Origin of the sequence: Candidatus Nitrosotenuis aquarius (assembly GCF_002787055.1) — an archaeon.
Lineage (GTDB): Archaea > Thermoproteota > Nitrososphaeria > Nitrososphaerales > Nitrosopumilaceae > Nitrosotenuis > Nitrosotenuis aquarius.
This window is the reverse complement of the sequence record NZ_CP024808.1, coordinates 1-11,673: the sequence shown is the minus strand read 5'-3', so window position 1 is coordinate 11,673 and position 11,673 is coordinate 1. Positions and strand designations below refer to the sequence as shown.

Genomic DNA, 11,673 nt, shown 5'->3' with positions numbered 1-11,673 from the left:
ATCATTAGAATTCTTTTGGCAAATGACCGTTGTTTTTGAGCCAGTCCACCTGGGACAGCGTGAATCTCCAGGTAATGTCGCCGCGGTCGTCTTGTTTGAAATCCCATGGCGCAATGATCACAACATCATTGTCTCTAATCCAAATTCTGCGCTTGAGTGTTCCACGAATTCTTCCTCTTCGGATTTTCTCATCTGTGCATTTTACAAGCACTTGATCACTTCCTAAGAGTTTGATGACCCTGCCCAACATCTCGCCTTGCTGTGGCAGCTGGATGTCTTTTAGCTCACTTTCGTTTAGAACCTTACGCTTTCCCAATGGTATTGGGTTGAAATTTTTGTATATAATTGTGTGTATTACATTTTGAATACTATCAAAAATGGAACGCCGTCTATTGTCTTGACTCCTTGTTGCGAGCCAATTTTGAGGTGAACAGACATTTGTATGGTGTTTGTGCCAACCAAATTCAAGACGGAGCAGTTTTGTAGTAGTGTTTCTGCTTCTTCTTTTTCAACTAGTCTTTGGCCATAGTAGCTTTTGCTGATGTTGATTTGCAGTTTGCCGTTTTTGATTACTTTGCCTAGAAGGTCTTCATCGCACATGTTTAGCATGTTGCTGTTTTGATAGTTAGATGTCTTGACGAAGAATCGCATTATGCGTATTTACCTTTGAGTGATGATTTTGCGCCGCATGCCTCGCATATCAAAAAGGTGATTCTGTTTTCTCGCTCTATTTTGGTATCTGGGCTCTTGCAGGTTGGGCATTCAAGATAATCCTTGACGTAAATGTTAAGCAGGTTCACAAAGTCGTGTGGTTCGCGCCTTCCAACAAAGATTGCCTTGTCTCCGCTCCGCTCAGCTGGGGTTGCAAATTCCTTTGCCAAATATTGCAGAACCTTGTCTGGGTCTCGTCTCAGCTTTTTTGCAAAGTCCATGAAATTGTGCAATATGGTGCGCTGGCCTTCCCACATTACATTGGGCGATGGAAGCTCAAATCTCTCCACGACATCGGTCTGTTTTTCGGAGATCTTGTCCTGGATTCGCTTTAGGAGCTTTTCATAGTCTGCCTTGGTCAATAAGAAATAGAGACAGCTCTGTCTATATGAGCTTAAGTCAAAAAGAAAGAGTGGTTTAGCTTAAGCAGCGCCGATTCTAAAGACGTTGGTACCACATTTTGGACAAACGCCCTTAACAGCTGGACGACCATTCTTTAGCTTTGTTGGTTTAGGATCTTTAATTTCCCTTTTTGCTCTGCATTTTACACAGTAAGCTTGAGCCATTGTGATTGGTCTACAGTATGCGTGTATTTAGCAAGAAACGGTAAAAATTATTTTACTATACGATGGACTAGTCTGCATTTGTGAGATGTAGTTAGTTGCGAATTTCGATCCAAATTGGATTGGCCTGTTTTTGCTAATTATGACATCAAATCAGACAAAATGCAAAATTTTGGCAAAAATCATGTCAATTTTTTGTGGATTTCAATTATATTATAGGGTGCAATTTTTGGATTGAGTTGAAATCAAAAAAAGGATTCATCATAACTGCAGGGGTGCTAGCTGCCATCACTGTGGCAAGTTTTGCAGTTTGGTTCATTCCGCAAAACAACCAGTCCAGCATTGTGATTTCAAATCCCAGTGACGAGCTTGACGCACTAATTGATCAGCAAAAGGCAATCTCAGAATCCGACAAGATTGAATTTGACAAGATGTTATCAGGTCAAATCACACCGGAAAACTATATCGCGATTGCAGAAATATCGTCAGGCCAGATTCGCTCCATTATAATCAGCATAACAGAGCCAGATGTGCCAGAACAATGGATGCAAAGCTATTCGGCACTTGCAGACTCGCTTCGAGCATACAACACCTATCTCAGAGAGACGACAGTCATTGCAGAGAAGCTAAAGTCAGACCCGGCATCAGACATAACAGAAGACAAGGCAAAACTAGAGCAATACCTAACCCAGGCACAGGACTCGCTTGCCGCATCAAACGACTCCCGTCCAGCCTAGATGAGCCTAGATTCCTATTTGTAATATTTTGAATGGTTGGAAATCGTTAATAGGTAATTTTGCAATGTATAGTCGTATTGTCTTTAGACTCTAAAATAGAAAAGAAACTGGATACGCCACTTACAAGCAGGTTGCTAGTGATTTGTGTAGACAGGGACAACGATGTTGGCGATAAAGCTGGTGTTCTAACACCAGTAGTTGGCAGAAACGCATGCATCGAAGCTGCACAAAAGCTTGCACTGCAGGACCCAGAGGATGCCGATGCAAACTCTATTTTCTATGCAATAAAGACGTACGAAGACCTGATCAGCAAAGGCTACCAAACAGAGGTAATCGTGGTTGCAGGAGTAAGTGACAGGGGAGTCCAGGCAGACGAAAAAATAATTCGCGAGGTAAAGTCGGTGCTATCCAGCTTTTCGGCAAACGGCGCAGTCATTGTATCAGATGGCGAAGATGACGAAAGTGTCATACCTATAATACAAAATGTCGTGCCAATTGTTTCTGTCCAAAGATGCGTGATGCGAGTAAGTAGGAGTGTCGAGTATTCCTATGCGGTCTTTGGAAAATATCTAAAGATGATCGTTTATGATTCAAAATATTCAAAGTTCTTTTTGGGATTGCCTGGAATTTTGCTATTAATTGGCGGAATCGGCACCATATCCGGATATACACAAGAAATCTTTGCAGTACTAGTCAGTATATTGGGCGGTGCATTTTTGATCCGCGCATTTGATGTAGATAGGGCCTGGTCCAACTGGGCAAAGCCTACACCTGCAGGCCTGATTCGAATGTTCACAGTGGTAACTGGCATTACAATTGCATTGGCATCGATATTGTCTGGATTTTCTGCAATCCACACAAACATTTTGGACCCACAAGTTTTGGGTTCAGGTGTTCCAAACATATTTGCAGACAAGGTGACACTGGGCCAGTTCATTGCAGGCGCATTGCCATTTTTGTGGATGGGAATAGGCGCAATATTTGGAGGAATTTTGATAAGCAACTGGCTAAAGGGAAGCCTCAGGCAGATTACCGATATTTTACGCATGATTGTGCTAGTTTCAGTATATCCAACGGTATACCAGTTTACAAATCTGCTAGTCAATGATGAGAGCTCCTTTACCCTGATTCCGCCATTCTTGGCAGGCCTGGCAATAACACTGATATCTGCTACCTTCTTATTCCGAAAATACAGGAAAAAGAAGGGAGGAGAAGTCTTATCGGAATAGAAAAAGCAAAACCGTTTCTCTCCTATTTTTACAAATTATACACGCAAAGACTCGAAAATGAGATCAGGTGCGGCACCATCCCAAACCACATTGCAGTAATACTGGATGGCAACAGAAGGTGGGCAAAAAAAGCACTGACAATGTCCAAGGAAGGCCACTTCAAGGGAGCCGACGCAGTGGAGAACTTTTTAGATTGGTGCGAAGAACTAGACATCAAAATCATCACTCTGTATGTTTTGTCTACTGAAAATCTGGATCGCAAAGACAATGAGTTGGAATACCTCTACGAGTTGATTCGGCAAAGGCTGGAAAAATTGTACGTAGACCCGCGAATTCACAAAAACAAGATGCGCGTCAAGGCTATGGGAAGAACCGAATTGTTGCCAGATTCCATAAATAATGTTCTCAAAAGACTAGACGAAGCCACGCAAGGATACGACAATCATTATCTGAATATTGCAATTGCATATGGAGGACAAAACGAGCTGGTAGATGCAGTCAAAAAGATTGCCGCTCGAATCAAGGACGGTAGTATCAGTGTCAATGACATCAACAAAGACGTAATAGAGGCAAACCTGTATACTGCGCACTTGCCCCAGCAGTCGCCAGATCTGATATTGCGTACATCCGGAGAACAGCGAATGAGTGGGTTTTTGCTTTGGCAGGGAGCATACAGTGAGCTAATTTTTATGGATATTTTGTGGCCTGAATTCAGAAAGATTGATCTGCTTCGGGCAATTAGGACATTTCAGAAAAGAAACAGAAGGATTGGAAAATAATGCAAGAGACATCTGAGAGATCAGCCGGAATTGTTTTGTTTAGAAAAGACGTAGATCGAAAACTGTTTTTGCTTTTGCACTATCCGTCGGGCCACTGGGACTTTATCAAGGGCAGAATAGAAAAAGGAGAGGATGAAAGGCAGGCAGCAATTAGAGAAGCAAGAGAGGAAACTGGAATTACCGACATTGAATTTATCGACGGCTTTGAGGAAAAAATCCACTACACCTACCAGTATGACGGCAAGCTAGTCAAAAAAGAAGTGGTGTTTTTCTTGGGCACAACAAAGACAAGTGACGTTACAATATCGCACGAGCACTTGGATCATGTTTGGCTCGAATATGACTTGGCACACTCCAAGACAACATACCAGAATGCAAAAAGTTTACTGCAAAAATCAAAATCCCTAGTTTTTGCAAGCTAGGCCTACCATTTCTTTGGCAGTCTGTGCCGGGTTTTTTGATCCAAGAATTGTTCTGCCGACGATCAGATAGTCAGAGCCGGCAGACACCGTACTGGAAATATCGCCACCTTGCGTGCCGATCCCTGGCGAAAATACATTTAGCTTGCCACGGCTTTGCTTTTTGCAGTATTGTATGATATCTGGAAATGTCGCGCCCACAATGATTCCGTCTGCGGACATTTTTGTTGCCCATTCTAGGAATAATTTGTAGAGTTGTGTGCTCTTTGAGCCTAGTTTTACGCCTAGCTCGTACGTTACCTTGGCTTCAGGGGAGCTCATATGGCACAGCGAAATGACGCCTTTTTTGTTCTTGTGAGACAGCTCGATTAGTTTTTGGAGGTTTCCTGGGCCCATCATTGGGTTTACTATTATACAATCAAAGCCCAAATCCCACAATGTTTTGGCGGCAACCAGATTTGTGTTTCCAATGTCATTTAGCTTGATATCTGCAATCACCTGCAATCCATTTTGATGTGCTGCTTTTGTGATTTTGGTTATTTGTTTTTCTCCTAATGGTAGTAAAACATGAAAGTTAAACTTGATTGCACAAAGATAATCAGATAGTGTCTTGATGTTTTTTAGGGTTCGAGATTCTAGATTTTTTTGATCGTCATAGTCATTTGCCAAAATAAGCGGGCTTTTTTGTCGAGCTAGTTTTTTGATTCGCTCTGAAAAATTATTCATAATGGATTAGTGGGTGTGTTTCTACTAGCTTTATTATTTTGATGTACGAATAGCCGTGCTCATTTAGGTTGTCGGTAAAGACAGGCGCATTGCCATTGAACATTGAATATTTCAAAAACGGCTGTGTCGGCTCGGAATCAAGTGTGACATGGCAGAAATATGATGGGCCGTCTTCGTTAAAGTTCATGAAGACACCAATTAGCCACTTGTCTCCCCGCGGAAATGAGAACAGCGGAAATGGCGCTTCTTCGTATCCATGGCTTATTTTTGCAAGGCTTGCCAAGTCTTCAAGCTCGATTAGCTCGTATTTTTCCAGCTGCTCATCAGAGTGCTGTCGAAGCGATGGCGGTAGTTCCTTGATTTTGACTATTGGAGAGTATAGTTTTGTCGGCTCTGATACTGCATCGACTACGGATGTTTCCTCTTTGCCGTTTTTGAAGCCATATGCCAAATAGTGGCCGTTTTTGTCCAGTGGTACATAGTATATGATTGGGCGCTCTTTGAGCAGGTCCATCTGAATTGCAAGAATTTTTTTGCCGTCGTGCTCGTGCATAAATGATACGCGTGGAACTCGCTCCAGCGCAGAAACTAGGCGTGAGAATTCTAATTGTGAGGCTAGTTGAATGTATTTAGGAGATTTTGGTTTTTCCACGAGTCCAGTAAAACAATTGGCAAAATAAAGTTTAGCAAAAATTATCCAAACAATTATTCTCTCAAGTCAATGATATCAGTAACGCCTGGGCCTGTGCCTATCAGCATGACTGCCACGTCTGTTTTGTCTTCTATATCTGTGATGAATTTTTTTGCCGCTGCGCTCAAATCTTCAAATGAATTTTTGTGCGCACATTCTGGGAACAATACATCTAGTTTTGTGAGCGCAATTTGTGTTGCGGAATTGAGCATGACTGCACGCTTGGCAAGCGCAAAGTCAAATTCGGCTGCACGCCTCTGTCTGCCTGTTACTGTGCCTATTTCCGACCAGCCACGCTTTGCCACCTCGTCCATTGGCAGCTCACCCTGGAGTGTTCCTGTGCCTACGCGTGTAACATAAGACTTGAAGACGACCATTACGTCGTCGACATTTTTTGGGCCAAGTCCAATGTCTGCGCATATTCCTGAGGCTGTGACGTCCTTTGATGTGACAAATGGGTATGTCCCATGCCACAGTGAGAGAAATGTTCCCTGTGTGCCTTCAACTAGGACGTTTTCCTCTGCATCCAGTGCTGTGTGGAGTTCCTGTGCCACATCAATTAGATACGGCTTGAGTGAGGGAATCTCTTTGGCCATCTTTAGCGTACGCATGGCTCTGTCGGCATTTGCAGGACCCGTGCCAGAACCGGTGCTTCCGATTTTTTCCTTTAGCCTGCCTCCGCCGTCTGCATCGGTGTGTGTTTTTTCTATTATGCCGCAGTTATTATCAACAAAGGATCTCTGAGCAGTTCCAAATTCCTCAATTTCCTTGTGCAAGACATCCGGATGTACCACAACGCCTGGACCTATCATCAGTCTTGCCTTTTTGTTCAAAAATCCGCTGGGCAGCATTCGAACTTTGTATTTTTTGTTGCCATCCTCTATTGTGTGGCCTGCGTTTGGTCCTGCCCCTCCCCTGACTACAATGCTTGGGTTGTCGTTTTGCGCCAGATATGAGATGATTTTGCCTTTTCCTTCATCTCCAAAAAATCCACCAACTACAACAGTCGAGGGCATCAATGGATGAGATTTTGAGCTTTAATTTAAGCCAAGTTATGGAATTGCGATCTAAATTTTTAACGCCCCGACACAAAGCGACTTTTGATTGTCGCACCCAAACTTTGCAGGAAACATCATAGTAAATTTGGCAAACCTACCAGATTTTTTGCGAAAGCCAATCCTCAAAAAAAGAATGGAAGAGTTTTTCACATTGTCTGCACCCGATCAGATGGAGATAATCAACAATGCGCTGGAGGCAGGCCCCACAATTCCGTTTCCAAACTTTGCCAAGCTTTTTGCCACGTGGCTTGAGATCCTATCTGCAATGCCTGAGGAGAAGCGAATCGGACTTGCATCGGCATATGTGTTCGAAGTCCTCAGAAACCCGCAAAAACTGATTCTCTTTAACCTGGACGGGATTCTCGAGGTGTTCTTGTCGCTGGACAAGTCCAGCCAAGACTCTATAGCGGAATCTGTCCAAAAGATATTTTCTGGATTATCAGAGCAGCAAAAAAGGCAGCTGTTCTTGATTATACCAAATAGCGCAAAGGAAAGGCTCGGTCTTTAGGCCTGTGGCTTGTCTGGTTTGCGGTTGTCCTCATTGGAAAAGTCGATTACGTCTCCCTGAGGCGACAATACCCCGACAAAGATCTTTTCGTTCTTTTTGAGCAGTTTTCTGTGGTCTGGCAGCGACATGTCCAGCCTTAGCTCATTCATGACCATTATTCTATAGGTCTTCCATTCCTCCCAGCATTTGGTACAGCACGGATATGTTCCGCCCACTGCGTCAAGCTGCTCAGAGTCAGGTATCTCATTTTTGCATTTTGTGCAAACTCGCGCCATCAAACTTGCTCCATGTGTAGTCAATTTATTCTTTTTTTGGCAATGAATAATAACAGAATTAGAGTACATTCTGTGTGAAGATCAAGTGCCCAAAATGCAAAGGCAATGCAGACTTGGCGCAAGACTTTACTTTGGTGACATGCCAAGACTGTAACTTGGAAATGTCATATGGCGAATATGTCAAGTATGTTGCGCATAATGACGTGACATATTCAGACATTTTGGGCGATTATGCGGGTTCTACTGAGGGGCAGACTGCCGGAACGCTTGATGAATGGGACTAACTTTTAAAATCAAATATCCAATACAAAGTACATGGAAGTATTTTTTTTAGAAAGCATTTTGAATTTGGTAGGATTTGCCGTAGGAATCATAATTGGAATACTGTCATACATTGGATTTAGGAACACTGGCAGCCCAACTTTATTTCGGCTAACACTTGCGTTTTTCTCAATTGGAATTGGCTTTATGATAATGTGGCTTGGCATAACACTTGATGCGTACGTATTTGATCCAAAAGAGCCGCAGAGATGGATTCAGACAATTGGGATTGCGGTGCAGACACTTGGATACTTTTTCATTGCGTTTTCCCATACAATCAAGTCGTTTTTTCCAAGATCAAATTATCTGAGATCAGTTGGAATACTGCCACTGTTTTTGATTTCATTTACATCAATAGAAAACGTGATTCGCTCCATTTCGTTTATCCTGCTAGCGTACGGCGCAATTGAAACAATGATGTCGTATTTTGAGAGTAGGCGAAAGACTGCCATATTTGTGGCAGCTGGCCTTGCACTGTTGGGATTTGGGGAGTTTTTGGGTTGGTATTATTTTGTATTTCCGCAATCCATACTGAATATAGTGTCAATTTCCATCAAAATCACGGGACTAGGCCTGCTCTTTATTCCGGTTACCAAGGTTCCCCTGACAAAGATAAAGTTCGATGAAAATCTCTAGCTCAGGCTCAAATTTAGCTCAATGACATTATTTTGTCAAAAAATCTTATCCTGCCAATATATTCAACAATAATTTTACAAAAAATTTGTCAAAATGCAAGTATACAGAACCCACATGAAAATAATCGGAGATATTCTAACTACAACCCGCGACGACTTGCCAGACGAAGAGGGTGCAAGCATCACATATTTGATACGAAAGGCAAACATCTCCCATGGGAGAATATCAAAGATACTGGGCACTTTGGTGTCTCAGGGATTACTAGAGCAGACCAATTCCGATGGTGCATGCAAGTACAAAATAAGCAGCACCGGGAGAGATTTCCTGCAAGCATACAACACGTTTAACAAATTCGCAGACAGTTTCGGTCTGACTATCTAATCAAAATCCTCATCTTCTATTTCTTCGTCTTCAGCATCTTCAAAGTCGTCCTCAAAGTCATTTTCGAGATCAGGCTCTGTGCTCATGATACTAGTATAGAATTTCTTTATTTAATTTTTAATCAAGCTAAATATGTACTGGATTTTAGCTTGTACTCATTGAATGTCCTAGTTACTTGTGCAAGACACTTTGAGGGCGAAACCACCGAGGAGATCAAGGAATTGTTGTCCGAGCTTGGTGATGAGGACCCCAAAATTTCCATGACAGAATTTTCCGGAATTTTGTATATAGACACCAGCGCAAACCCTCTGGATCTGATAAAAAAGATTCGAGAAAAGCTAGAAGACGAGCCATGGTCTATTAGATACACAATGCGCGCAATTCCAATATTTTCAGTGACAAGGACAGATGTTACAGAAATCTCAGATGCTGCAATAAAACAATCAGAAAAAATTGCACAAAACCAGACATATCGCATAACAATAGAGAAAAGAAATTCCGAGATTTCATCAGGCGAGATAATCAGTCAGATTGCAAACAAGATCCCAAACAAGGTCTCACTGGAAAAATACGACTGGATCATACTAGTAGAGATCTTGGGCGCAATTACCGGCGTTTCCGTGCTCAAAGAAGTAGACATTTTGAGCATACAAAGAGAAAAACGCGGCTCACTGGAATAATACTGCTGCCTTTTCTGCTAGCAGGTCTTCAAGCGGGTTTTTTGAATCTATTATTCCCAGATGCTTTTTTGATATGTGAGATTGTTTTTGGATGTGTGATATGTTCTTGGAATAGATCACATCCACTAGACGTTCCTCTAAGTGCGAACGCATCCTGTCAAGTTGGAGTTTTGAGCCAACTGCAATTATGGTAAATGTGTCTGTTTTTTCAATGCCTACTAGCTTTATTGCGGCCGAGATTTGTGTGGTTGCCGCAAACCTAAGCAAAATGTCAGTCTCGAATTTTTTTGACAATAACAAATTGTTCTTTTTTGCATACATGGATACGCTCAGTATTTTTTTGACGTGCAGTATGCTTGCTATTTGTCTCGATGATATACCCTCTATTGTTATGCTTGGAAACTTTTTTCGCAGCACACTCAGATAGTCATAGTTTTTGCCCTTTTTGTTTTTGATATGGAACAGCTCGACATTCTTTGATTGTATGACAAACTGGGTTCTTGCACCACCATGTATTACTGGTATGATACTTACCACATCTCCCGAGTGCAGTATAGTGTTGTGGCCCTGCAGTGCGGATGAGTCTGCCCCATTTACCGCAATTAGGACGTTTTTGGTGTCTAGCTCCAGTGTGTTTGCCGGCTTTATCGATAAGAGATATTCCAATAATTTTGAAATGGAGGTATTGTCAAGATCTGCCTGCATTAGGTCTTTGCCAAATGATTTTTTTGCGCCACCTAAGAGCTTGATTGTAATCATTGTATAACGACAGAAAGGTATTGCTTAAGATTCTTCGCCGGACTCGACTGTGATTTCTTGAGGAATCTCGGATTCTTGTGTTTCTGATTCTTGTACTATTTCCTCTTCGGCTGCCTCTACTTGGTTTTCTTCAACTTCCTCTACGTCTTCCTCTTCAACTGGTGCTTCCTTTGATGAAAGGTAGTCTTTTTCACGCTTGAGAAGCTTTGTGATGTAGCCTGCCATCTCGTTTTTGAGGCCTTTAGAGCGTACAACTGCTAGTTGGTCTAGAATTTTTTTATTGTCTGCAAAGTCTACTGTGAACTTGTCTTTGTGTTGATCAAGGACTTGCATTGAGAGTCTCTTTATTCTATCCACGATGGGAATTCCTTTGTGGGGTATATTATACCTATATTCCCAAATATTGTTTTGAATTCGCTTCAAGCATTTCTTCAGCCTCGCCGTACGACATTCCAAGTATTTTGGATATGCAAAACACAACGCTTGGAATAAAGCTTGGATGAGCGGACTTCATATCAAAGCAGCGCGAAAATCTTACCGGTCCGTCCGTTTCCACTAGGATTCTGTCTTTGTTTGTAAGAGAGATTAGGACTTGTTTGTCCTGTGAATACACAGATACTGGACCATAGGAAACATAGCATCCAAGATCCATTGCTTGCCTTAGCTGTTTTTTGCTTCCCGCAAACCAGTGCAGCAAAAATCCTGGAATTTTGTAAGATGGAATAATTTGGAATATTTCATCCAGTGTTGCGCGCGAGTGTACCGATACTGGCTTGTGGTGTTTTTCTGCCAAGTCTAGCAATTTGGTAAAGACCTGTTTTTGTCTTGCAAACTCGTTATCGTTTTTTGTGTAGGTTTTATCAAGGCCTATTTCCCCTATTCCTGAAATGACTTTGGCATTTTGCTCAATTAGCGATACCATTGAATCCAGATCATCTGATGCCTTTTCTGGGTGAATCCCAATGAACGGCAAGACATGATTACTTTTTTTGGCAAGCTCCAGTGTGACATTAGATGACTGGACATCCATTGATACTGCGCATGTTTTGACGCCGATTTGGTGCATCGAGTTGATGATCAGACCTATTTCGCTTTCATACTCTGGATCCGATAGGTGGATGTGTGCGTCATAAAGCATGATTTTTGGGAAATTTTCTGCATACTTAAGTGTGCAGAAATCCATTAGTGTGTGGAATTTTT

Annotated in this window: 20 protein-coding genes; 9 read left to right on the top strand and 11 right to left on the bottom strand. The window is 42.2% G+C overall.

Going from position 1 to position 11,673, the window contains the following annotated elements; genetic code table 11:
* Positions 1-4 precede the first annotated feature (4 nt).
* The 4 genes from NAQ_RS00095 to NAQ_RS10310 are packed head-to-tail and all read right to left on the bottom strand — an operon-like array spanning position 5 to position 1,277.
* Positions 5-316, bottom strand: a complete 312-nt coding sequence (locus NAQ_RS00095) for a translation initiation factor eIF-1A (RefSeq protein WP_100181678.1) — start codon at positions 314-316, stop codon at positions 5-7.
* Positions 317-354: 38 nt separating this feature from the next.
* Positions 355-651, bottom strand: a complete 297-nt coding sequence (locus tag NAQ_RS00090) for a DUF424 domain-containing protein (protein ID WP_100181677.1) — start codon at positions 649-651, stop codon at positions 355-357.
* Positions 651-1,073 carry a translation initiation factor IF-2 subunit beta gene (locus NAQ_RS00085; protein WP_100181676.1) on the bottom strand — a complete coding sequence of 141 codons (423 nt, stop codon included), beginning with the start codon at positions 1,071-1,073 and terminating at the stop codon, positions 651-653. The genes NAQ_RS00090 and NAQ_RS00085 overlap by 1 nt, the downstream gene beginning before the upstream one ends.
* A 60-nt stretch (positions 1,074-1,133) precedes the next feature.
* A complete protein-coding gene (locus NAQ_RS10310; RefSeq protein WP_245871619.1) occupies positions 1,134-1,277 on the bottom strand; it encodes a DUF5679 domain-containing protein in 144 nt (47 codons plus the stop codon).
* Between the two features lie 236 nt (positions 1,278-1,513).
* Between NAQ_RS10310 and NAQ_RS00080 the strand changes: the two genes are divergently transcribed.
* The 4 genes from NAQ_RS00080 (at position 1,514) to NAQ_RS00065 (ending at position 4,441) form a co-directional block, all read left to right on the top strand.
* Entirely contained in the window at positions 1,514-2,011 is a 498-nt protein-coding gene (locus tag NAQ_RS00080; RefSeq protein WP_100181675.1) for a hypothetical protein, read from the top strand.
* A 77-nt stretch (positions 2,012-2,088) separates the two neighbouring features.
* Positions 2,089-3,240, top strand: coding sequence for a DUF373 family protein (locus NAQ_RS00075; RefSeq protein ID WP_100181674.1), 1,152 nt, complete (start codon positions 2,089-2,091; stop codon positions 3,238-3,240).
* Between the two features lie 62 nt (positions 3,241-3,302).
* Positions 3,303-4,019: a polyprenyl diphosphate synthase gene (gene uppS / locus NAQ_RS00070; RefSeq protein WP_245871784.1), complete on the top strand. Its 717-nt coding sequence runs from the start codon at positions 3,303-3,305 to the stop codon at positions 4,017-4,019.
* A complete protein-coding gene (locus NAQ_RS00065) occupies positions 4,019-4,441 on the top strand; it encodes a bis(5'-nucleosyl)-tetraphosphatase (RefSeq protein WP_100181672.1) in 423 nt (140 codons plus the stop codon). Before uppS ends, NAQ_RS00065 begins: the two co-directional genes overlap by 1 nt.
* Here the strand turns inward: NAQ_RS00065 and NAQ_RS00060 are convergent.
* Genes NAQ_RS00060 through NAQ_RS00050 form a run of 3 tightly spaced genes read right to left on the bottom strand, consistent with a single transcriptional unit; the run spans position 4,424 to position 6,871 of the window.
* Positions 4,424-5,164 (bottom strand): orotidine 5'-phosphate decarboxylase, encoded by a 741-nt coding sequence (locus NAQ_RS00060; RefSeq protein WP_100181671.1) that lies wholly within the window; start codon positions 5,162-5,164, stop codon positions 4,424-4,426. The two genes, NAQ_RS00065 and NAQ_RS00060, sit on opposite strands and share 18 nt — an antisense overlap.
* Positions 5,157-5,816 (bottom strand): hypothetical protein, encoded by a 660-nt coding sequence (locus NAQ_RS00055; RefSeq protein ID WP_100181670.1) that lies wholly within the window; start codon positions 5,814-5,816, stop codon positions 5,157-5,159. Before NAQ_RS00055 ends, NAQ_RS00060 begins: the two co-directional genes overlap by 8 nt.
* A gap of 53 nt (positions 5,817-5,869) precedes the next feature.
* A complete protein-coding gene (locus NAQ_RS00050) occupies positions 5,870-6,871 on the bottom strand; it encodes an adenylosuccinate synthetase (RefSeq protein WP_100181669.1) in 1,002 nt (333 codons plus the stop codon).
* A gap of 88 nt (positions 6,872-6,959) precedes the next feature.
* On the opposite strand from NAQ_RS00050, the gene NAQ_RS00045 reads away from it, so the two are divergent.
* On the top strand, positions 6,960-7,421 hold the full coding sequence (locus NAQ_RS00045) for a hypothetical protein (RefSeq protein WP_100181668.1): 462 nt from the start codon (positions 6,960-6,962) through the stop codon (positions 7,419-7,421).
* Here NAQ_RS00045 and NAQ_RS00040 read toward each other — a convergent pair.
* Positions 7,418-7,696, bottom strand: a complete 279-nt coding sequence (locus NAQ_RS00040) for a Fe(2+)-trafficking protein (protein WP_100183353.1) — start codon at positions 7,694-7,696, stop codon at positions 7,418-7,420. The two genes, NAQ_RS00045 and NAQ_RS00040, sit on opposite strands and share 4 nt — an antisense overlap.
* A 74-nt stretch (positions 7,697-7,770) precedes the next feature.
* On the opposite strand from NAQ_RS00040, the gene NAQ_RS00035 reads away from it, so the two are divergent.
* From NAQ_RS00035 to NAQ_RS00020, 4 genes are all read left to right on the top strand, one after another.
* Positions 7,771-7,980, top strand: coding sequence for a hypothetical protein (locus NAQ_RS00035; RefSeq protein WP_100181667.1), 210 nt, complete (start codon positions 7,771-7,773; stop codon positions 7,978-7,980).
* A 31-nt stretch (positions 7,981-8,011) separates the two neighbouring features.
* Positions 8,012-8,653, top strand: a complete 642-nt coding sequence (locus NAQ_RS00030) for a hypothetical protein (RefSeq protein ID WP_100181666.1) — start codon at positions 8,012-8,014, stop codon at positions 8,651-8,653.
* 93 nt (positions 8,654-8,746) lie between these two features.
* On the top strand, positions 8,747-9,034 hold the full coding sequence (locus tag NAQ_RS00025) for a winged helix-turn-helix domain-containing protein (protein ID WP_100181665.1): 288 nt from the start codon (positions 8,747-8,749) through the stop codon (positions 9,032-9,034).
* A gap of 158 nt (positions 9,035-9,192) precedes the next feature.
* Positions 9,193-9,714 (top strand): THUMP domain-containing protein, encoded by a 522-nt coding sequence (locus NAQ_RS00020; RefSeq protein WP_100181664.1) that lies wholly within the window; start codon positions 9,193-9,195, stop codon positions 9,712-9,714.
* On the opposite strand, the gene cgi121 is transcribed toward NAQ_RS00020, so the two are convergent.
* From cgi121 to NAQ_RS00005, 3 genes are read right to left on the bottom strand one after another with little or no spacing between them, the layout of a single operon-like run.
* Positions 9,703-10,473 (bottom strand): KEOPS complex subunit Cgi121, encoded by a 771-nt coding sequence (cgi121, locus tag NAQ_RS00015; protein ID WP_100181663.1) that lies wholly within the window; start codon positions 10,471-10,473, stop codon positions 9,703-9,705. The genes NAQ_RS00020 and cgi121 overlap by 12 nt on opposite strands.
* Before the next feature lie 24 nt (positions 10,474-10,497).
* Positions 10,498-10,830: a hypothetical protein gene (locus tag NAQ_RS00010; RefSeq protein ID WP_100181662.1), complete on the bottom strand. Its 333-nt coding sequence runs from the start codon at positions 10,828-10,830 to the stop codon at positions 10,498-10,500.
* A gap of 31 nt (positions 10,831-10,861) precedes the next feature.
* On the bottom strand, positions 10,862-11,611 hold the full coding sequence (locus tag NAQ_RS00005) for a TatD family hydrolase (RefSeq protein WP_100183352.1): 750 nt from the start codon (positions 11,609-11,611) through the stop codon (positions 10,862-10,864).
* Positions 11,612-11,673: the final 62 nt, after the last annotated feature.

What these genes read in the sequence shown, in the direction of transcription:
- cgi121 (WP_100181663.1), bottom strand. Translation starts at nt 10,473, where the DNA reads ATGATTACAATCAAGCTCTTAGGTGGCGCAAAAAAATCATTTGGCAAA.
- NAQ_RS00005 (WP_100183352.1), bottom strand. Translation starts at nt 11,611, where the DNA reads ATGCTTTATGACGCACACATCCACCTATCGGATCCAGAGTATGAAAGC.
- NAQ_RS00065 (WP_100181672.1), top strand. Translation starts at nt 4,019, where the DNA reads ATGCAAGAGACATCTGAGAGATCAGCCGGAATTGTTTTGTTTAGAAAA.
- NAQ_RS00040 (WP_100183353.1), bottom strand. Translation starts at nt 7,696, where the DNA reads ATGGCGCGAGTTTGCACAAAATGCAAAAATGAGATACCTGACTCTGAG.
- NAQ_RS00025 (WP_100181665.1), top strand. Translation starts at nt 8,747, where the DNA reads ATGCAAGTATACAGAACCCACATGAAAATAATCGGAGATATTCTAACT.
- NAQ_RS00050 (WP_100181669.1), bottom strand. Translation starts at nt 6,871, where the DNA reads ATGCCCTCGACTGTTGTAGTTGGTGGATTTTTTGGAGATGAAGGAAAA.
- NAQ_RS10310 (WP_245871619.1), bottom strand. Translation starts at nt 1,277, where the DNA reads ATGGCTCAAGCTTACTGTGTAAAATGCAGAGCAAAAAGGGAAATTAAA.
- NAQ_RS00060 (WP_100181671.1), bottom strand. Translation starts at nt 5,164, where the DNA reads ATGAATAATTTTTCAGAGCGAATCAAAAAACTAGCTCGACAAAAAAGC.
- NAQ_RS00030 (WP_100181666.1), top strand. Translation starts at nt 8,012, where the DNA reads ATGGAAGTATTTTTTTTAGAAAGCATTTTGAATTTGGTAGGATTTGCC.
- NAQ_RS00090 (WP_100181677.1), bottom strand. Translation starts at nt 651, where the DNA reads ATGCGATTCTTCGTCAAGACATCTAACTATCAAAACAGCAACATGCTA.